Source organism: Boudabousia liubingyangii (assembly GCF_001907245.1).
Lineage (GTDB): Bacteria > Actinomycetota > Actinomycetes > Actinomycetales > Actinomycetaceae > Boudabousia > Boudabousia liubingyangii.
On record NZ_MQSU01000002.1, the window covers coordinates 392355 to 413075 of the forward strand.

The following is a 20721-nucleotide window of genomic DNA, read 5'->3' on the forward strand; positions in this document are numbered from 1 at the left end:
TTTATTTTGAACAAACGCCACTTTAGGCCAGGGGTGGCCACCCTTATCGGGGTGGTTTTCCTACTGCTACTTTGGCTAGTCTTAGCAATTTTGATTGCTCAAGACGCGATTCTTCCTGGCCCTTTGAGTGTCGCTCAGCGCCTCTTACGTGATGTTCAAAGTCCGCTATTCTGGTCTGCGGTGGGGGATACCGCCACAGAGGCGGTCCTCGGCTCACTCTGTGCGGCTGCGGTGGCCTTGCCCTTAGCTTACGTAATGTACCGCTCCCGGTTTATTTCTGCCGCCTCCGAACCGCTCTTAGCGCTTTCCCAATCCATCCCGGCAGTAGCTCTAGCACCGCTCCTAGTAATTTGGGTGGGTTATGGGCTCCGGGCTATAGTCCTGCTCTGTGCGCTGATCGTGTTTTTCCCTATCTTGGTTAATACGGTTTTGGGTTTCCGTTCGCTGCCTCGGGAAGTATTAGAGGCGGCCCGTTTGGATGGAGCCAATTCCTTCCAGCTACTGTTCCATATTGAAGGGCCGATGGCACTGCCCGCGGTCTTAGCTGGTTTCCGAACCGGTTTTACGCTTTCTATCACCGGCGCTGTGGTCGGTGAATTTGTGATGGGGGGCCAGGGCTTAGGGGCTCGACTTTCCGCACAATCTGCTGCTGCTGATATGACCGGCCTTTTTGCGACAACACTGGTGTTGATCTCTTTGGCGGCAGTTATTTTCTCTGGAATTTCCATTCTGGAGCGTCAATCAAGGACCTTAAGGGCCCTTCGGGATACCAAGGAGTAATGTCATGCGACTACTTTCCACCAACTCTGGCCCTTATCGGTCATTTCTGCGAGTTTCCGGACTCGTTTTAGCTTCCGCTTTGGTCTTGCCACTGGGGGCATGTGCTAATAGTGATTCTTCGGCCGCGCCTCAGGCTGTGTCCTCGCCCGAGGTAGCAACTGCTCTGCCAGCAGTTACCGTGGGTCTTACCTATATCCCTAATATTCAGTTTGCGCCTGCTTACGCTGCCGTTTCGGAAAAGAATTTCGGTGCGCAGCAGGTCGAGCTTCGTCACCATGGGCAGAATGAGGGACTCTTTAACGCCTTGCGTTCCGGCCAGGAAAATTTCGTGATCGCAGGTGCTGATGAAGCGGCCGTCGCGGCAGAGCAAGCTGATGATCTCTTGGTTGTTTCTCCCTATTATGAGCAGCATCCGGTAGAGGTCTTGGCGACGAAGGATTCGGGCATCAAGAGCCTTTCAGATCTGAAGGGTAAGCGTGTGGGTGTGCCGGGTCGTTTCGGTGAGAACTGGTTTGGTCTCTTGTTGGCATTGAAATCGGTTGGTTTAGCTCCCGAGGATGTACAGATCGTAGAGATTGGCTATACCCAGCGGGCGGCTTTTTCTTCTGGTCGCGTTGATGCTCTGGTGGGCTTCAAGAATAATGACGCGGTCCAGTTCCAGACTTTGGATTTGGGGGCCACGGCCATTGAGATTCCTACCCAGGGTAAACTGCTGGGCGCTAGTATCATCACCACGAAGAAGTATGCTCAGGCCAATCCGGCTTCGGTAAAGAACGTGGTCAAGGGCTTTTTTAAGACCTATGGGGACTTGGCTCAGGATCCGAATTTGGCGATGCAAGCTTCTGGCGCGTATATCCCGGATCTAAATGAGAAGGCAATTTCCGAGGCCGCGAAGGCCACTTGGCAGGCCACCTTACCGCTGTTACCGCAGTCGGCGACTTGCCAGAATTTTGGTCCGACCCAGGGCACGCAGATGGTTGAGTTTTTGAAGTCTTCGGGACTTATCACGAAGCCGGTTGATGGGGCTTCCCTAGTAACCTCTGAGTTCTGCCAATAGCGTTTGTAGGGGTGTCCGCTCCCGGGTGGGCACCCCGCTAATGCTAATCTAGCCATGCCTCCTGTTGGTAGTTCGATTAGCCAGAAAGTGTGCCTATGCCGAAACGTAAACGACACCGGAAGCGTAGTGAAAACGAAGCTTCAGATCTGGTTAATCAGGCTGGCCCGGCTGGTGATTATGCTCGGTTTAAGGCCCGTCAACAGATTGAAAAGACCGAGGTCGGTCGTTTCGCCGCGGGTTTCGATTTTCCTTTAGACGATTTTCAGCTTCAGGGTGCGAAAGCGCTAGAAGCGGGGGAGTCGGTCTTGGTGGCCGCCCCTACGGGTGCCGGTAAAACCATTGTGGGCGAGTTTGCTCTGCAGCTTGCCCTTTCTCGAGGACAGCGAGTTTTCTATACAACCCCGATTAAGGCGCTTTCTAACCAGAAGTTCAAAGAGTTTACGCATAAGCATGGGGCCGATCAGGTTGGGCTTTTAACGGGTGATGTCAGCATTAATGGGCAGGCGCCGATCGTGGTTATGACTACTGAGGTCCTGCGTAATATGCTCTATACCCAAAAGCCTTTGGATGATCTGGCTTTTGTGGTTCTAGATGAGGTTCACTATTTAGCTGATCGCTTCCGTGGTCCCGTTTGGGAAGAGGTGATTTTGCATCTTCCCGCAAGTGTGCAGCTGGTATGTCTTTCAGCCACAGTTTCTAATGCGGAAGAGTTTGGCTCGTGGTTGGGGCAGGTTCGCGGCGATACCCGGGTGATTGTCTCTGAAGAACGCCCAGTTCCGCTCTGGCAGCAGATGATGGTGGGTAAGCGTCTTTTTGATCTCTATCCTACTGGTCGGGTGGATTCTTCTATCGGTCCGGAACGTTCGAATTTCCGGCGGATTAACCCAGAGCTTGAGGCCTCCTTTAAAGAGGCGGCGCTGGGACAGGGGCGCGATTCACGCCCTCGTGGTCGTAGAGGTGATTTTGGCCGAGGGCGCTACCATCAGAATCGTTTACGTCCTGCGCCCCGTCCGGTAGTAATTGAGAAGCTTCGGAAGGCGCACCTACTTCCGGCCATTTATTTTATTTTTTCGCGTGCGGCCTGTGATGATGCTCTTTTTGATGCGCTCCGCTCGGGGATTTGTTTAACTACTGCCGCACAGGCAGAAGAGATTGATCAGTATTTAGATCAGGCCTTTGAGTCATTACCTGCTTCTGACTATGCGGCTTTGAATCTGGATGCGTTCCGAGCTGCCGTTACCCGCGGTTTCGCCGCCCACCATGCGGGTCTATTGCCGCTTTTGAAAGAAGTTGTGGAGCATTTGTTCCAGGCCGGCTTAGTTCAGGTCGTATTTGCTACCGAAACCTTAGCTTTGGGAATCAACATGCCTGCGCGCACGGTCGTGTTAGAAAACCTAGTTAAGTGGGACGGGGCAGAACACGTCTTACTTACTCCTGGTCAATATACACAGTTGACCGGGCGGGCGGGCCGCCGAGGTATTGACGTTGAGGGACACGCGGTCGTCTTAGCTCGGGAGGGCATTACCCCGAAACAGGTCGGGGCCTTGGCCTCAAGGCGTTCATATCCGCTTAGAAGTGCCTTCGTGCCCACCTACAACATGGTTGCAAATCTGCTGGCCCGTTATAGTCCGCAGGATGCAAAGAAGATTTTGGAGCAGTCTTTCGCTCAGTATCAAGCTGACCGAAATGTGGTTGGCTACGTTAAAGAGATTCGTACCTTGGAACATCGCTTGGCGAAGTTCAAAAAGAAATCGCAGTGCGAACTTGGTGATGTGGGGGAGTTTATGGCGCTCCGCCAACGCCTTTCTGAGCAGGAAAAACTGGTGGCGAAGAAGGCCCGCCAAGGAGCCCAAGCCTATGCCCGTCAGTCACTTGCAGCCTTGGAGAGGGGCGATTTAATCGCGTATGAGGCCGGGCGTCGGCTTCACTTCGGTGTGGTGGTCACGCCGGCGGCACCTCTGCAGGCTGATCCTACGGTTGAGGTGGTTACGAACTCGGCGCGGCAAAAGTTTTTGAACGCCCAAACTGCACCTCAAGGCGTCCAGAAGATCGGTCGTAAGCGTCTGGGACCTGATTTCTCTGCACGATCGGCTAAAGACCGTGCTCAGGTTCAGTCAGCTCTTAAAGCGGCGGGGAAGAATTTTGTTAAATCCGGCGTTGATCATCGTGCCTCTGCTGATGTCCTGACACTAAATGAGCTCCGCGCCGAGCTACGGAACCATCCGGTAGGCAAGTGTCCTAAACTCGAGTCGCATATTGCGGCTTTACGTGAACCTTTTGCTTGGCAGCGACAGATTGATAAGCTGCAGGAAAAGATCGCCAGTTCGCAATCCTCCCTAGGGGCGGATTTTGAACGTATTACTTCGCTACTTAAAGATTTGGGCTATTTATCCGATGATTATGAGCTCAATTCTTGGGGGCAGATGTTGGCACGTTTGCATGCTGAACGTGATCTGTTGGTCGCCCAAGTACTTAGACATCGACTTTTAGCGGAGCTAAATCCGATTGAAGCGGCTGGGTTTATCGCAGCTTGTGTTTATGAACCCCGAGGGGATTCCGTGGGGGTGGCGCCACCACTAGTGTCTCTACCACTATCAAAAGCCTTGAATCGCGCCCAAGAGTTGGCAGCTGAACTTGCGCATCTTGAGGCCCACTATCAACTTGACCCCTCCTTGCCGATTGATCCATCGTTGATCGCTTCTGTAATTGCTTGGGCTCAAGGAGAGGATTTATCCACTTGCCTAGAGCTTTCGCAGTTACCATCCGGGGATTTCGTTCGTTGGATGAAACGCACGATCGATCTGGCCCAGCATATTGAAGAAGCCTTAGGTCCTGAGCTTGCCACTCAAATCAAGTCGGTGAACGGGCTACTGAATAGGGGAGTAGTGGCGTGGTCCGGAATCTAAAGCAGAGTAAGGCTAAAGGGAAAAAGCAGCGTGATGCTAATTGGAGTCTTGGACTCATTTCTACGTTAGTTAGCATCCTCGCCGGGCTTATTATGTGGGGTGCTCAGTCGCCTTGGGGTTTTGAACCACTGTTTTTAATTGGCTTAACCTTGCTGGTCGGGGTTTTCTATAGTGCTAGTCTCAAGCGTGCCACGCTAATGGGTTTTGTTGCGGGCGTAAGTTATTTTGCTCCGCTCATTTACTGGTCTTCGGTTTCTATTGGCTCGCTGATTCCTTGGTTTGTCTTAGTGGCTATTCAGAGTGCCTGGTGGGCGCTTCTGGGTTTCCTGACGGCCTCCTCGGCTCGCCTACCGCGTAGTGTGAGACCATTACTCTTCGCAAGCCTCTGGACCGGGATTGAATTGATTAGGGGCCTGTGGCCACTTTCTGGCTTCCCGTGGGGGACTACTGCACAAGCTAGCGTGGGTGGAATCTTTGGTGGCTTACTTCCTTATGGTGGGGAAGTGCTACTGAGCTTCTCGGTGGCCCTAGTTGCGGCCTATTGTCTATCAGGCCTAGCCGTCCTACCTAGACTGCATCTTTCGCCCTTACCTACTGCTGCAGCATTTGCGGTGCTACTTCTAATTGGTGTCTCTAGTTTCCTTTTTGCTCCGCATCAGCGTTTTCCTCTTGGAAACGATCAGCAGCTGACGCTAGGTTTAGTTCAGGGCGGAGTCCCGCTGCCGCCAGAAGAAAGCTATGCTGAGCCAGGCAAAATCAGCGGTAATCATATTAGGACTCTTGAATCGGGCCGGGCCGCACAAGGTGAAGTGCAAGTATTTTTAGCGGGGGAGACCGCCCTTGATCGTGACCCGCGAAAGCATTTTGAGATTGCTCAACCGCTTTCGGCGCTTAATCTTAAGGTGCCCTTTATTTACGGTGTCAATCAGTATTTTGTGGCTCCCGATTCCAAACTGTGGCGGCACAATCAGGTAACTGGTTGGCAGGGGGAGTATCCCCTAAAGTTGAGCTACGATAAGCAGATTCCCGTACCCTTTGGAGAATATATTCCGTTTAAGAAGTTCCTCAACTACTTTGTGGAGACGGATAAACTTTTGCCCACTGAAGTGGTTCCTGGGGCTGGACCAGCCGTCTTGACGATTCCTCTTGCTAAGGATCCGGTTACTGCCGGGATTGGTATCTGTTTTGAAGTGGCTTTCGAACAGCATATGATGCGTGGCATCAGGGAGGGCGGCACATTTATTTACGTGCCCACTAATAACTCTTCCTTTGGTAAGACCTATGAGGCCTACCAGCAGTTCCAACTTTTAAGGGTTCGTGCTCGGGAGTCAGATCGTTGGGCGGTGGGAGTTTCTACGAACGGGATCTCCGGGGTGGTAACTCCACAAGGAGCAGTGTCTCAAGTCACAAAACTTAATGAGTCTGCCTACCTAAAGGCCACCATTGGCCTTAGAAAGACCCTTACACCCGCCGTAAAATATGCCCCTGAAATCCAGGTTATTGGCTTAATTCTGGGCTCAATTGCCGCAATTGTGGCACTTGGTTTAGACGTTTTTGGGTATAAAAAACGTCCTCGTCGACCCTGAGGGTTAACGAGGACGCTAGGTTATTTAGGCAGATTGACGGTAACGTGTATCTGCCCGCAGCTTACCGGAACGTAATAGCTTTAGCTGTTCTTCCAGAAGAGCTTCAAGTTCTTCTTCAGTACGGCGCTCGCAGAGCATATCCCAGTGGGTTCGCTGAGGCTTGGCAATCGATTCGGACTCAGGTTCGCTGGCTCCGACAAGAATTGCGGCCTCACCACAACGTGCACATTCCCAGGTCGCTGGCGGTTCTGCGTCAGTGGCCATAGGAACGGTAAATACGTTCTGACAAATGCATTCGTATTTGACTTGCATACGCTCAACAAAGACGACGCCTTGCTCCGATTCGAGGCTGTTCGCCCCGATTGACATTCCGCGTAGTACGCGATCAGCCATAATGCATCTCCTTGCTGAAAAAGGTTTGTACCTTTAAATACCTGACATTCCACCTTAGCAGTCTTAAAGACGGCCTGGTCGCAAAAACTAACCTTTTTCCGATAATGTACATTATGTCAGATTTAAGATTACCTGGAGATTTTGGCTCAATCACGCGATCTTACTACCCCTACCCTCTGACAGGCAACCATTACTGAGATTAAACACACGCTCAAAAGTCCCATTTCGAAGTGTAATCCTCATCAGTTTTTAGGTACTTTTTTCCTGTTGATGCACATAACACCTGCTTCAACTCAATAAGTCAATCCTTCAAACCTAAGGGCTAGTCGTGACTAAAAAGCATCCTGTAGATGTCGTCCCTCCCGCCGGTCAACTTGCGGTCCTCTCGATCCAGCATGTTTTGGCCTTCTATGCCGGAGCTGTTATTGTCCCGCTGGTGATTTCCCAAGCATTAAAGCTTGATGAGGCCACCACCATCCATCTGATTAACGCCGATCTCTTTACCTGCGGTATTGCCACCATTATTCAATCCGTAGGTATTTGGAAGATCGGCGTTCGTTTACCCCTTATTCAGGGCGTAACCTTCACCGCAGTATCACCCATTATTGCCATTGGGCTATCTGCCCCTGAAGGGCACGGTTTGCCCCAGATTTATGGGTCTATCATTATTTCTGGCATCTTCACCTTCTTGGCGGCTCCATATTTCGCCAAGTTGATCCGTTTCTTCCCTCCGGTGGTCACCGGTACCGTCTTGACGATCATGGGCGTTACCCTCATTTCGGTTTCGGCAGGCGATATCGCCGGCCAGGATCCGACCGCGACTCCCCTAGGCAAAAACCTTGCCTACGCCCTAGGTACACTAGCGTTAATTGTTTTGGTTCAGCGCGTATTTAAAGGCTTCATGGCCACCATTTCGGTGCTCATTGGTCTTGTAGTTGGAACCGGCGTTGCCCTCGTATTGGGCGACGCCTCTTTTTCTAATGTCGCTAATTCGCCCTACCTTGGGGTCACTACCCCGTTCTATTTTGGCTGGCCAGAGTTCTCCCTCATGGGTGCTATCTCTATGATTATCGTGATGGCAATCACTATGGTGGAAACTACCGGTGACGTTTTTGCTGCCGGCGAGGTCGTCGACAAACGAATCACCGCGAACGACATCACCGCCGCCCTACGCGCTGACGGTGTCTCCACTCTACTTGGTGGCGTCCTAAACTCTTTCCCCTACACCTGCTTTGCACAGAACGTTGGCCTTGTTCGCCTTACCCGCGTCTCTTCCCGTTGGGTAGTTGCTGCAGCCGGTGGCATTATGATCGTCCTTGGTCTGATCCCCAAAGCCGGCGCAGTGGTAGCCGCTATCCCCCATTCCGTCCTTGGCGGGGCTTCCATTGCAATGTTCGCCAATGTGGCAATTGTTGGTATTCAGACGCTTTCTCGCGTCAATATGCGCGACGATAAGAATGCCGTCATTGTTTCTACTTCTTTGGGTCTCGCAATGTTGGTTACGCTACGTCCTGGCATTGCCAATACCCTACCTTCATGGGCTACGATCCTATTCGCCTCTGGCATTACCCTAGGCTCGCTTTCCGCTATCTTCCTAAACCTAATTTTCAACCACCTTCCGCCCACCTTCCGTTCGAAGGTTACGCGCACCAGCAAGGATGGACGTGGTTACACCCTAGAAGAGTTGAATCAATCTAGCGTGCCCGAGTTCGTGGGTGCTCTTTCTGATCTCTTCAATACGGTTACTTGGCCGTTGGAACGGGTTGCTGCCAGTGGTCCTTTCGAGAGTACCGAGTCTCTAGCAACCGCACTACAGGCGACGATTTCATCCGCCAGTGCCTCTGAGAAGGTGGAACTGATTAAGGATTATCCAGATATGGAACAGCTCTTGTTCGGCAGCCCTGAGGAAGGTGTCCTAACTAAGGATCGTGGTTCGCTAGCACTTGGTGATCTAACCAGCGCAGAGCAGGAAATCCTCCATTCTCTCTGCCAGGGATACCAAGAAAAGTTTGGCTATCCCTTTGTGGCTAGATTGACCCCCTCGATGAGTTTCAAGGATATTTTGGCTCAGGGAGCGGTACGCATGGACCATGAACCTAGCATCGAAGCTAATCGTGCAATCATGGAAATCTGCGAGATTACGCTTGATCGCTATGGAGAACTTCTAGCCGATGCGAACCCGGTGGGTTCCTCATGGGCCCGAAAGTTTGAAGCCCTAGACTAGTAGCAAGTATCAGCTGGCGTCGCGCTTAGCGCGGCGCCGTGCTGCTAGTTCATCAGCTCCCGTTTGAACGCCTTCAGTGGCATGTTCAAGCGGGAGTTCTGCTAGGGTACCTTCTACTTCGGACCAGACACGGCCGATAGCGATTCCAAAAACGCCCTGACCACCCTGTACCAAGTCAATAACTTCATCGGCTGAGGTGCACAGATAAACCGAAGCGCCATCACTCATTAGGGTAACGCCGGTAAGGTCGTCAACACCCAAGTTCGCTAGCTCTTCAATGGCAATGCGGATCTGCTGTAGTGAGACACCGGAGTCTAATAGTCGCTTGACAATCTTGAGGACTAGGATGTCGCGGAAAGAATAGAGTCGCTGGGAACCCGAACCGCGGGCGTCACGAATGGAGGGTTCAACCAAGCCGGAGCGGGACCAGTAATCAAGCTGCCGGTAGGTAATCCCCACTGCTCGACAGGCTACTGGACCACGAAATCCAGTGGTGTCATCAAGCCCTTCGAGGACGTTACCAAAAAGCATCCCCTGGGTTCCATGTGCTTGTGCGACCATCGCGCTTTCCCTTACCTGTTTATAAAAACTAACAAGGATAAAGCTATTGCACTCTTAGCGGTACGTCAACTACCAACACCCTAAATCTAACCCTAAAGTTGAGGTTGAGACCTAATTGTTATCCTAGCCGCGTCGTTCCACTTCGTCGCAGATCATAATCTCTAGAGCACGACTAGCAATTTTCGCAATATCATGCGCTTTTGCTCGTTGTCGTTCGCCTTCGATCCCCTGTTTGCGCTGACCTTCCGAGGCTAGGCTAAGGGTGGCTAGCTTACTAGCTTGGTTAACTAGAGAGCGTAGGTTACGGGGAGCGATTTGCGCACTTTGAAGCTGTCGCACCAGACGCACTAGGTTCACCGAGGAAGCTGGGAACCGTCCACGCGCATCAGCTACTACTAGACCAACCTCGATTAGTTCGTCTAGGAAGGTTTCAGTTACGCCGGTGAAATCTAGTAGATCACGTCGACGGATATAGGAGCCGGTTACCGGTTCAACGGCGATGCCTTCATCAGAGACAATCCTAGCTACGGGCTGAACCTGTACCTCTTCTCCGTTGTCTAGTGCCTCTAGTTCTTCGCGAATGGTTTGGATTGGTTTAAAGCAATCACGCTGAGAGGCCAGACAGTAGCGAAGTCTTTCGATATCGGCGGTCGAAAACTTCCGGTATCCGGAAGCTGTCCTTGCCGGCGATACAATCCCCTGTTCTTCTAGGAAGCGAACCTTTGAAATAGAAAGGGAAGGAAATTCTTTTTTTAAACGCTCGACGACATTGCCAATCGAAAACTGAGCCTTTCGACTAACTCCACGTGGCCAAGGGCCTTCTTCGACGTTGGTAGTTTCTTCGACTAGGTTGTTGGTTAGAGCGCTGGATTCAGCTCTCCTCATGCCTTAACCTGCCGAGACGGGTAGTAGGTCATCCGGAACTTACCGATCTGAACTTCATCACCGTCATGGAGGTCAATCTGTTCGACCCGTTCACGGTTTACATAAGTGCCATTGAGAGAACCAGCATCGCGTACCAAATAGCCACCGGCGGCGGTTTGGACAAACTCCGCGTGACGACGTGAGACGGTGACGTCATCAAGGAAGATATCAGAGCGAGTATGGCGACCCACGGAAGTGGAGGGCGTATCTAGCAAGAAGCGCGCACCAATGTTAGGTCCTTTAACTACGATTAGTAGAGCCGAACCAGGCGGTAGCGCAGCTACTGCTGCTGCGTTGTCATCGCTTAGGGAATAGCCACCAAGAGGAGTATCGGTCTCCACATTCGGGTTTAGACCGGTTCCAAATAGCGAAGTGGACGTCGGATCAAATCCATTATTTTCGCTCATTTTTACCCCTTTAATCGATGGTATTGCGATAGCAACCTCTTACTTCGGTCAATCTTACCCCGAAATGCTAAAAAACCTCTAGCCAAAAGGTGTGCGAAATCTCTATTTGGCTGGATGTGCGTATTTAGGTTCGGGGATCTCTCGAATCGAATCGATGGTCAAGTTCGGGCTTTCCGTGATTGTAACCTCAGCATCCTCGGTTTTTAGATATGAAACTGCACCACCAGGAATCCCCAAGGCCACCGAAAGCGTATGTGGTGCGCCTAGGGCGGTGATCCGGTAGGGAGGCATGATTTTTTGACCGTCAGCGTAGAGATCATCTCCTCGCTTCACGATGGACGTCGAGGCAACCACACGGACACCAGAAAGATCAATCGCATAGGCACGGGCATTTCTTAGTTCACCCAATACGTTGACGATTGCTAGTGCGGTAACTTTCCGGTCTGGGTCAGTAATGTTTATGGTTACGCCGGGGCCTGCGAGCTTTTCAGTGCCAGCTAGGATGCGCAGATTTCGGGCTTGAGCTTCGGCGGCCTTTTGCGCCGCTGCCGAACTATCACTGGTGCTCTTTAGCTCCCTGAGCTGCGTCTGCAGGTCTACCTGTTCGGCAGAGAGCTTCGAGTTCCGTTCTCTTAGCTCATCCAGCAGGGTGACCAGTTCCGTTTGTGAGAGGTCTTTTAGCTTATCGTCTTTGGCAGAGGCAAACTGTCCCGCAAAGGAAAATCCAAATACCAGTAGTAGTACCGCCACCAGGACGTGGGTGAGCGTAATCGGCGCTTGGAAAAGGTCAATGATGCGCCGAATAAAGTGAGGTTTGGGACGCTTAGCTCGGGTTTTTTCTTCCGATTGTTCGAGGCTTTCCTCAACCGGGGTTTCGGTGGTCTCAGAGATTTCCATCTCAGACCTCAAATACGTGCCGTCGTAGTGCTGCTGCGTTTGAGAAGATTCGGATGCCTAGTACTACCACAACCGCCATGGTCATCTGGGAGCCGACCCCCAGTTTGTCGCCGATGAATACTAGCATGGAGGCCAATAGGACGTTCCAGAGGAAAGAGATAATGAAGGTTCGGTCTGAGAACTCACCATCTAGGTAGGCGCGGAAAGCACCAAAAAGGGCGTCAAGGGAGGCGACTACCATGATCGGCAAATAGGGTTGCAACCAAGTGGGGATGCTGGGGTCTAGTAGGAAGCCTAAAACTAAACCTATGAGCAGGCCAATAATCGCTAGCACAGATACCTCTCTTCTTAAGTCTCTAGTAGTTTAGCGCGTTTTAGGTACGTTTACTTTAAGAGTCCGATTTTTCTGAAATCTGGGGAATATTACTCAGTGCGGGAAGGGTTAACTCGCCACTGATCTGGGCTGAAAAGTTAATCCCATAAGCCGAATCAAGATTAGCAAAGTATTCCGCCAGCATGCCGGTGCTAACTAGGTTGATCAATGAGCGGCTATCCCCCACTACCTTAATCGTATAGGGACTGGTCAGCGTCTCCAGATTCACTAGGACATTTCCCCCGGCGGCACGAATCGCAGAATAGCTGCCTAGGCGAATTCCGTTGATGCTGATTCCCTCGGCTCCCCCGGCCCACAGGGCGTTAATCAGAACCTGCAGATCACGGTCTTGCACTCTTGATTCAAGGGCCTTTTTGCGGTTGATTTCGCCTTTGGTGCCATCGGTAATGGTGATCGTGATTCCGGGGCCCGTAATGGGAACGGCTCCAGCGGCAATCGCAACCTCGTCGCTGACCTTGACGTTTGGGTAGTCCTTATCCGTATAGGTTTGGATTTCAGCGTTGAGTTGCTGGTTGGTCTTCTCTAGGTTCTTTAGCTCAGTCTCACGATCAGCTACCTGACTGCGCAACTCGTCTGCTGGAGTAACAGCGTTCACCGATTCGGTGAGGCTACGCGCAGACCAGACACTTAAGGTCACCAACAGTGCCGTTACCACTACTATTAGGACTCGGGCGGGCCAACTGAGTTGTTTTTTGGCTACCGTCCTAGTCCGCTCATAGCCATGCTCTAGCGGGTCGGAAAAGATACGTTTGAGTAAGCCTTCCTCTACTGATGGCTCATTGTTCTGGGCCGGAGGTTTCGGTCCCAGACGCTTCCACCAGTCTGATCTCATGCATTCTCCTGTGCCCGCAGGTAACGGACCAGATCATCACGCTTTTCCTTTACCAAACGCAATAGTGCGTGTGATGCTTGCTGGTGCTCAGATAGCCACTGATCAGTACGTTTAACTAGTTCATTTTCAGTTCCGACACCGGCAGAAAGGTCCGGACTGCTGGGGAAGGCCTGAGTTACGTAGCGGGTTCCCATGCCAATGGAGTTGTTATTCCAGAAGCTTTCTAGCTGTTGGAAGAAGTCTTCTCGCAGGTCGGCTAGAAGCTCATACTGAGAAGCCTGGTTGATCCCCTCTAGGGTGGCGCTAAACATTTCATTGGATAGTTCGCCAGAGAGTGCTGACTTCCAGGCTGCTTGCTTAACCTCAAGGCTGGGAATGGCTGCTTTAGCGGTAGCCAGGAACACCTGGGTTTCCCCAGACTGGTCTCCACTGGCGTGACTTTCTAGCTCGGACTGTGAGAGCTTACCGGTGGCGGCTAGGGTGGTCAGGATTGTCCACTTTAGTGCCGGATTGATTACCTCGGGATGAGCCTCTAGGAGCTCGGTGAGTTCCTTTAGCCCCTCCTCGGTCGGGTGAAGTCGTAGTAGTTGCGCGTAGGCATTGATCCAGGATCGGGCCCGGTCCACATCTACCGGCGATGCTTCCAGCTCATCTTGTACCTGAGATGAGATCAGTTTGAGCGAGGGTTGCGCGGTGGCCGCCCAGCGCTGGCGTGGTAGGAAGTGGGAGATGACCTGTACGGAACGAACTAGGTTGATTTCCCTGAGGATGCCTAATTCTTCCGTAGAGGCGCTTTCTACGGCAGCTAAAGCAAAGGCTGCTGGATCGATCCGACCGTTGTAGACGCCCATCCACAGTGACTGCCAGATAACCGCGCGGATCCGAGTATCGGCAATTTCAAGTAGTCCAGCCATTGCGGAAGCCTGTGAAACTGCGTCTAGTTCGATTAGCGCGTAGGTTTCGTCGCCGGCATTAGGAACGATCATCGTCGCCGCGGCTTCCCCTTCGGTTAGGTCTAGGCGCAGGGTTTCTGCCTCCATGGTGACCTCTCGAACCGAGAAGGGTTCGGTGGCATTGGCGGCGAAGAACGCGATGGTGAAGGTATGCGGGCGGATGGTCTTCCCGGTCTCCGGGTGGCCTTCGATGGGAACGCCAGCCTGGTGTAGGACGAACTCGCGTCCTTCCCTGGTGGCTCGGATTACCGAAGGACCGGCAGTTTGGAGCCAGACCTTCACCCAAGGTCCTAGGTCGCGACCGGTTTGTTCCTCTAGGGCGGCGATTAGGTCGCTAAAGGAAGCAGCTTGGAAGGCGTGCTTCTGGAAGTATCGACGGGCAGCGCCGAAGAAGTTTTCTCGGCCTAGGTGCACCATTAGCTGGGTGAGCACTGCCGAGCCCTTAGCGTAGGTAATCCCGTCAAAGTTCTGCTTGGCGGCGTCCAGGTCGGGAATCTCTGCCATGATGGGGTGCGTGGTTGGGCGCAGGTCCTGGGTGTATGCCCATGATTTCCGGGCCGCCGCGAAGGTGGTAAAGGATTCGGTGTATTGGGTGGCTTCTTGCTCGGCAAAGTAGCCCTGGTTATCGGCGAAGGATTCCTTTAGCCAGAGGTCATCCCACCAGCGCGGGGTAACTAGGTCACCGAACCACATGTGGCACATTTCGTGCAGAATCGTATTGGCCCGGTTCGAACGCTGAGTCCTCGAGGGGCCGCCTCGAACAATCATCTTTTCGTTGAAGGTAATGCACCCGGGATTTTCCATTGCCCCTAGGTTGTATTCGGGGACGTAGATCTGGTCGTATTTACCCCACGGGTAGGGGAACTGATAGGCGTTATTGAAGAATTCTAGCCCCTGACGGGTTACTTCAAAGACGTCCTCGGTATCGAAATCTGCCGCGAGTGTTTGACGGCAGTACAGGCCCAGAGGAATCTGCAGGTCGCCATCTTCGCTCTTCCAGACTCCCCCATCGAACTTCTGGTACTCGCCCGCAATGACAGCGGTGATGTAGGAAGAGAGGCGTTTGGTCTGGGCAAAGCGGCAGGTCTGGACCTTGATGTGGTCTTCAGTCTCCCAAGTTTCGCGTTCGATCTCAGCCCCGTTAGAAAGTAGGCTCCAGGATTCCGGTCCGGTCAGTTCGAAGTCCCAGGTACCTTTTAGGTCGGGCTGGTCGAAGCAGGCATAGACACGGTGGGCGTCAAAGGGCTCGTACTGCGTGTATAGGTAGTAGCGTCCGTCCTCTGGATCGTGGTAACGGTGTAGACCTTCCCCGGTACGGGAGTAAATGCACAGGGCTTCTACGGTTACTTCGTTTAGTCTTTCGGTGTCTAGACCGCTCAAGTAGACGCGATCATCACGGAAGTCCACTTCGGTTTCAGCCCCATTTACCTTGACTGAGGTAACCTGTTCGGCCACTAGGTCGAGGTGGGTTTCGGGGGCCTTACTGTGGAAGGTCACGGTAGCCTGGGAGGGGAAAGTATTTGACGAGGTAGCGTGCGTCAGGTCAAGGGAAATCCGGTAGTTATCAACGGTGATCTGTTCGGAACGATTCTGTGCTTCTACTTGAGTTAAAGTCATGCCTCTAAGATACCGCAGGATTCAGCTTCGCGACGTGAAATACCTTAAGCCCAAGAGAACATCGGTTTCAGCTAAGACCGTGTAGCACTCTGAACCTGATTTTAGTCAACTATGAAAAACAAAAGAGCCGGATGGTTTCCCATCCAGCTCTAATGCATGAACTCGGCCGAAGATTTTACTCTTCGCCTGTCGGGCTGACAGGATTTGAACCTGCGACCCCTTGACCCCCAGTCAAGTGCGCTACCAAACTGCGCCACAGCCCGGATTGAACTCTTAAATCTTAAGTTTTCAATCGTTTTGTACCCCTTGGGCACCCCGAAAGTTTACCCGATTCACCCGTTACCTAGCAAATCGAAAACCCGGTTAAGCAGGTGTTACCTACGTCGCTTCTCACGGACACGGACAGAAAGCTGAATCGGCGTCCCCACAAAACCGAACTCTTCACGAAGACGACGCTCAATAAAACGGCGGTATGCCGGGTCTAGGAAGCCAGTCGTGAATAGCACGATCCGAGGCGGTTTCGTACCCACCTGGGTGGCAAATAGAATACGCGGCTGCTTGCCACCTCGGACCGGGTGCGGATGAGCAGCAACTAGTTCCCCTAGGAAGCCGTTAAGACGTCCGGTAGAAATACGAGTACTCCAGCCCTCCAGAGCTGCTTCAAGTGCACGCTGAATACGGTTGGTGTGCCAACCGGTACGAGCCGTGACGTTAATACGGGGAGCCCACTGAAGCTGCACCAAGCCCCGCTCTTGCTCGCGCTTAAGCTGGGACTGACGATCCTCATCCACCAGATCCCACTTGTTGTTGACGATTACCAGTGCGCGCCCAGCCTCAATAGTCTGCTGCAAGATACGCATATCCTGGTCAGATAGCTCTTCGGAAGCATCCAGTAGCACCATGGCCACTTCTGCTTTTTCAAGGGCTGACTGGGTACGAATCGAAGCGTAGTAGTCAGCGCCCACCGATTTATACATGCGCCTGCGGATACCGGCAGTGTCCACGAACCACCACGGCTTTCCATCAAGGTAGACCAGTTCATCGACTGGGTCGCGGGTGGTGCCGGCCAGTTCGTTAACTACCACCCGCTGGTCGCCTGCGATGGCATTGAGAAGCGAGGATTTACCCACGTTCGGACGGCCCAGCAGGGCCACCCGGTGAATCCCGTCTCGCGGAAGTTCCGGCGCCACCGAGGAGGTCTCCGGTAGGACGCGCATAACCTCATCAAGTAGGTCACCCGCTCCCCTACCATGAAGGGCTGAAATCGGGTGCGGTTCGCCTAGTCCTAGGGACCAGAGGTAGGCAGCCTCGGCTTCTAGCTGGTCTGAATCGACCTTATTGGCAGCTAGAATGACGGGCTTACCGGATTGGCGTAATAGTTGGACGACTCGTTCGTCAGTAGAGGTCGCACCAACGGTAGCGTCAACTACGAACAGGACCGCGTCGGCCGCATCAATGGCGGCTTCTGCCTGTTCAGCGACTGAACGATCAATGCCTTTAACGTCAACTTCCCAGCCGCCGGTGTCAACTAGAGTGAACTGACGGCCAGCCCAGTTAGCTAGGTAGGACACGCGGTCTCGGGTGACCCCGGGCTGGTCCTGGACGACGGCTTCACGCCGGCCGAGGATGCGGTTCACTAGGGTTGATTTGCCTACGTTTGGTCGACCAATTACTGCTAGCACGGGCAGCCCGAAGGTACTTTCGGGCTCGTCACTGTAGTCTTCACCGTTTAGGACGGCAAGGTCGGCCTCGTCTAGATCGAAGTCTTTTAGCCCAGCTAGTAGGGCCTGGGCTTTTTGTTCTTCTTCTGCGGTTGCCGCGAGGGTGATTTCATTTGCGGTCCGAGGCAGGTAGTCCCCGTCCTGGTTGGGGGTAAGCTCATAGGTCTCGGCGGTTTGTTCCGCGAGCTCTTCGCTTTCGAATTCTGGTTCCTTAACCATGTTATTTCCGTTCCTTCAGGGACTTACCTGTTTATTTCTTTAGTCTTTTTCGGCCAGTTCAAGTACTTTAGTGATGGCCTCAGTGATAGTCAGATCTGAGTTATCAATTAGCGCTACTCCCGGTGCGGGAGTTTCGAAGTTTACCACGGTAGCGTCTTGCTGATCCCTTCTCAATACCGTATCACGAAGTTTAGCATCATCCGCCTGTTGCCCTAGTTGGGCTCCGCGTCGGGCAATTCGGACTTCGGGCCGGGCGGTAATAATTGCCCGAACCGGGGCATCAGGGGCAACCACGGTTGTGAGGTCGCGTCCCTCGGCCACGATGAGGTGGCCTGCGGCAACGGCGTTCTGCAAGATTTCTTGCTGTGCCTTGACCAGGATCTTACGGATTTCAAGATTGGTCGCGACCTTAGAAACTAGGGCCGAAACCTCTGTGCTGTGTAGTCCTTCATGGACGTCTTTGCCGTCGACAATGACCTCGTCACTTAGCGGATTCGTGCTAGGGCTGAACTGCATCTTTGCGACTGCCTCGGTGCTGGCCTTCTGGTCATCTAGGTCAACGCCAAGTTCCAGCAGTCGGACCGTAGCGGCACGGTACATGCTGCCGGTATTCAGATAGTTCGCCCCAAGGGCTAGGGCGGTCTCTCTAGCTACGGTTGATTTTCCAGAGCCCGCCGGCCCGTCTAGGACGATTCGGCCGTCTTCAGCTAGGTTGGTTTTTACGCGGGCGATTAATTCTTCAGAGATCATTCTTTTCAATCTTCTTCTTTAGGCGGCTACTAGTCGCCACTCGGCGGCTTCTAGGTAATCCATTAGGTACTGCGCCTTAGTTTTTGCAACGACCAGCCAAGCTAAGCCAAGGGCTTGTCCGGGAGCGTGTTCAATTCTTAAATCTTCAATATTTACTTGGGCAGTCTCCACAGCCTGCAGCAGACGGGACAGTTCGCCCGGACGGTCGGTTAGGGCTACCCCAATCTCGACAGTGCTCTGCGGAGCCCCACCGTGCTTTCCGGGAATCCTTGCTACGCCTTCATTACCTTCATGGAGCACCTTAGCGATGGCGCCCCCAGCACCGATAGTGACCGTAGCCTGGGTCGAACTTAGGGATTCCGATTCACTGAGCTCTCCTAGAGCTCCGATCAGGTAGTCCAAGTCCCCTCTGATCTCCTTCATGAAGGGCAGAATCTGTGGGGCGTTGGCCATGGTAATGGCGGTCCACATTCTAGGTTCCGAGGCCGCAATACGGGTGGTATCGCGTAGTCCCCCGCCAGCTAGTTCTAGGTCTAGGTCACCGGCTTCTGCCAGGCGGGCGGCTAGTAGCGATGAAACCAACTGCGGGACATGGGAGACCAAGGCTACGGCGCGGTCATGCTCAGCTGCGCCCATTGATACTAAGTAGCATCCTAGGTCCGAAGCTAGGGTTCGAACGCTTAAGATCGCTTCCGCGGTCGAGCGGTCCGTGGGCACAACCACCCAAGTACGCCCGGTAAATAGGGTGACATCAGCACTTAGGGTGCCAGAACGTTCACGACCCGCCATGGGATGCGAGCCCACGTAGCGGGCAATTTGCTGTTCGGTGGCACCGTTTTTCACGACCTCGGCAACGCTTGATTTCACGCTGGCAACATCAGTGACAATAGCCTCGGGGAATTCTTCAAGGGCCGTTAGGACAACTTGGCCAGCAATATCGGGCGGGGTTGCCACGATTACCAGGCTGGGCGCGAAAGCGGCTTCTTGGGGACGAGGTTGCCCCGCACCTAGGTCGCGTGCCAGCAGTAAGGAGGTGGGAGAAATATCGTCTAGGTAAACTTCAATACCACCCGAACGCAGCGCCAGTCCTAGGGAAGCGCCCAGTAGTCCGGTACCAATAATCAGTACCGGTCCCTTGGTGCCCAGGGTGCTCATAGTTCTACCATCCGCATAAGTGCAGCTAGCGGTTCACCGTCCAGTCGTTTAATGGTGCCCGGACGCATGTGACCTAGTTGCAAGGTCCCGAATCGTGTACGAACTAGCGCTTTAACGGGGTGTCCGACGGCTTCCATCAAGCGTCGCACCACGCGATTTTTCCCAGAGTGCAGTTGGATTTCAACTAGCGATTCGTCACCGTGGATTCCCTTGACGGTAAAGCCATCGACAGAGACAATTCCGTCTTCTAGCTCTACCCCACTTTGCAGCTGGCGACCCAACCCTCTGGCGACCTGTCCAGCGACGGTAGCCACATAGGTTTTGGGAACTTCCCAGCTGGGGTGGGTTAGGCGATTGGCTAGTTCGCCATCATTAGTGAGTAGTAGCAGACCCTCGGTATCGGTATCGAGTCGTCCCACATGGAACAGGCGAGTATCCCAGTCGGCGGTGAAGTCTGCCAAGCAGGGACGTCCTTCTGGGTCGCTCATGGTAGAGACCACGCCGCGGGGTTTATTTAGCACTAGGGTCAGGTGTGAATCATCTAGGAATACTCGTTTTCCGCGGACGTGAATAATCGCGGTCTGGGGATCAACTCGGGTTCCTAGTTCGGTCACGCGGCGTCCGTTCACCTGGACTTTTCCGCGGGCAATCAGGTCTTCACAGGCGCGCCTTGATCCTACTCCGGCTTGGGCTAGGACTTTTTGTAGGCGAATCCCCTCGGGAACGTGGGGGTCATAGTTGCTCATCGCTTTAGGTCCTCGATTTCTGATAGCACTTCGGGTAGGGTTTCGACGGTTGGATAGTGTGGAGCTAATGGTGGTAGCTCCCCTAGGTCCTTGAGGCCAAAGGATTCAAGGAATAGGTCTGTTGTGCAATAGTTTATGGCACCGTTTTCCCCTTCGCCTGATTCCACGAGCATTCCGCGCAGGATTAGGTTACGGACCACAGAATCAGTATTGACCCCGCGGATTTCACTAATCTGCGCTCGGGTAATCGGCTGACGGTAGGCAACCACCGCCAAGGTCTCAAGGGCAGCGGCACTAAGGCGCGCATTTCTGGTCCCGCTAAGGAAGATCCGCGCCACCTCGTACCATTTCGAACGGGCATAGATACGCCATTTACCATTTACGCTCCGTAGTTCGAAACCGCGGGGTCGCTGAGATTCACTACCTTCGTATTCTTTTCTGAGTTCTTCAAAGGCCTCCGTGATGACTTCGGGTTCAATCCCGGTTACCTGTGAAAGATCGTGCGGATCTACCGGTTCGGTGGCGACCATCAAAATGGCCTCAAGGAGCTCAAGCAGATCGGCAGGAAGGATCTGAGGTTGGTCTTGCAGCTGGGGCAT

The 20721-nt window shown here is 53.2% G+C and carries 18 protein-coding genes and 1 tRNA gene; 5 read left to right on the forward strand and 14 right to left on the reverse strand.

Annotation, left to right across the window (positions count from 1 at the left end):
• The first annotated feature begins 6 nt into the window (after window positions 1-6).
• The 4 genes from BSR28_RS04195 (at window position 7) to lnt (ending at window position 6329) form a co-directional block, all read left to right on the forward strand.
• Window positions 7-780: an ABC transporter permease gene (locus BSR28_RS04195; RefSeq protein ID WP_073709110.1), complete on the forward strand. Its 774-nt coding sequence runs from the start codon at window positions 7-9 to the stop codon at window positions 778-780.
• Window positions 781-784: 4 nt separating this feature from the next.
• The gene (locus BSR28_RS04200) at window positions 785-1837 is read left to right on the forward strand and encodes an ABC transporter substrate-binding protein (RefSeq protein WP_073713435.1); all 1053 of its coding nucleotides are present in this window, start codon (window positions 785-787) and stop codon (window positions 1835-1837) included.
• A 95-nt stretch (window positions 1838-1932) separates the two neighbouring features.
• Window positions 1933-4743 (forward strand): DEAD/DEAH box helicase, encoded by a 2811-nt coding sequence (locus BSR28_RS04205; RefSeq protein ID WP_083563023.1) that lies wholly within the window; start codon window positions 1933-1935, stop codon window positions 4741-4743.
• Window positions 4744-4835: 92 nt separating this feature from the next.
• Window positions 4836-6329, forward strand: coding sequence for an apolipoprotein N-acyltransferase (gene lnt / locus BSR28_RS04210; RefSeq protein WP_143237571.1), 1494 nt, complete (start codon window positions 4836-4838; stop codon window positions 6327-6329).
• Between the two features lie 24 nt (window positions 6330-6353).
• Here lnt and BSR28_RS04215 read toward each other — a convergent pair whose 3' ends face one another.
• On the reverse strand, window positions 6354-6722 hold the full coding sequence (locus BSR28_RS04215) for an RNA polymerase-binding protein RbpA (RefSeq protein WP_073713437.1): 369 nt from the start codon (window positions 6720-6722) through the stop codon (window positions 6354-6356).
• A 328-nt stretch (window positions 6723-7050) separates the two neighbouring features.
• Between BSR28_RS04215 and BSR28_RS04220 the strand changes: the two genes are divergently transcribed.
• Window positions 7051-8946 (forward strand): solute carrier family 23 protein, encoded by a 1896-nt coding sequence (locus BSR28_RS04220; RefSeq protein WP_073709114.1) that lies wholly within the window; start codon window positions 7051-7053, stop codon window positions 8944-8946.
• A 9-nt stretch (window positions 8947-8955) separates the two neighbouring features.
• On the opposite strand, the gene BSR28_RS04225 is transcribed toward BSR28_RS04220, so the two are convergent.
• From BSR28_RS04225 to scpB, 13 genes are all read right to left on the reverse strand, one after another.
• The gene (locus BSR28_RS04225; protein WP_073709115.1) at window positions 8956-9507 is read right to left on the reverse strand and encodes a MerR family transcriptional regulator; all 552 of its coding nucleotides are present in this window, start codon (window positions 9505-9507) and stop codon (window positions 8956-8958) included.
• Between the two features lie 123 nt (window positions 9508-9630).
• Window positions 9631-10392, reverse strand: coding sequence for a transcriptional regulator FtsR (gene ftsR, locus BSR28_RS04230; protein WP_073713438.1), 762 nt, complete (start codon window positions 10390-10392; stop codon window positions 9631-9633).
• Window positions 10389-10838, reverse strand: a complete 450-nt coding sequence (locus BSR28_RS04235) for an FHA domain-containing protein (protein WP_073709117.1) — start codon at window positions 10836-10838, stop codon at window positions 10389-10391. Before BSR28_RS04235 ends, ftsR begins: the two co-directional genes overlap by 4 nt.
• Window positions 10839-10940: 102 nt before the next feature.
• Window positions 10941-11735, reverse strand: coding sequence for a DUF881 domain-containing protein (locus BSR28_RS04240; RefSeq protein ID WP_073713439.1), 795 nt, complete (start codon window positions 11733-11735; stop codon window positions 10941-10943).
• A 1-nt stretch (window position 11736) separates the two neighbouring features.
• Window positions 11737-12069, reverse strand: coding sequence for a small basic family protein (locus BSR28_RS04245; protein ID WP_073709119.1), 333 nt, complete (start codon window positions 12067-12069; stop codon window positions 11737-11739).
• A gap of 55 nt (window positions 12070-12124) precedes the next feature.
• On the reverse strand, window positions 12125-12961 hold the full coding sequence (locus BSR28_RS04250) for a DUF881 domain-containing protein (protein WP_073709120.1): 837 nt from the start codon (window positions 12959-12961) through the stop codon (window positions 12125-12127).
• A complete protein-coding gene (gene pepN / locus BSR28_RS04255) occupies window positions 12958-15531 on the reverse strand; it encodes an aminopeptidase N (RefSeq protein WP_073713440.1) in 2574 nt (857 codons plus the stop codon). Before pepN ends, BSR28_RS04250 begins: the two co-directional genes overlap by 4 nt.
• Window positions 15532-15720: 189 nt before the next feature.
• A tRNA-Pro gene (locus BSR28_RS04260) sits at window positions 15721-15794 on the reverse strand.
• 111 nt (window positions 15795-15905) lie between these two features.
• A complete protein-coding gene (der, locus tag BSR28_RS04265) occupies window positions 15906-17471 on the reverse strand; it encodes a ribosome biogenesis GTPase Der (protein ID WP_233120606.1) in 1566 nt (521 codons plus the stop codon).
• Window positions 17472-17510: 39 nt separating this feature from the next.
• Window positions 17511-18221 carry a (d)CMP kinase gene (gene cmk, locus BSR28_RS09175; RefSeq protein WP_233120607.1) on the reverse strand — a complete coding sequence of 237 codons (711 nt, stop codon included), beginning with the start codon at window positions 18219-18221 and terminating at the stop codon, window positions 17511-17513.
• An 18-nt stretch (window positions 18222-18239) separates the two neighbouring features.
• The gene (locus BSR28_RS04270) at window positions 18240-19376 is read right to left on the reverse strand and encodes a prephenate dehydrogenase (RefSeq protein ID WP_073713441.1); all 1137 of its coding nucleotides are present in this window, start codon (window positions 19374-19376) and stop codon (window positions 18240-18242) included.
• A complete protein-coding gene (locus BSR28_RS04275) occupies window positions 19373-20122 on the reverse strand; it encodes a pseudouridine synthase (RefSeq protein ID WP_073709123.1) in 750 nt (249 codons plus the stop codon). Before BSR28_RS04275 ends, BSR28_RS04270 begins: the two co-directional genes overlap by 4 nt.
• Window positions 20119-20721: an SMC-Scp complex subunit ScpB gene (gene scpB, locus BSR28_RS04280; RefSeq protein WP_073709124.1), complete on the reverse strand. Its 603-nt coding sequence runs from the start codon at window positions 20719-20721 to the stop codon at window positions 20119-20121. The genes BSR28_RS04275 and scpB overlap by 4 nt, the downstream gene beginning before the upstream one ends.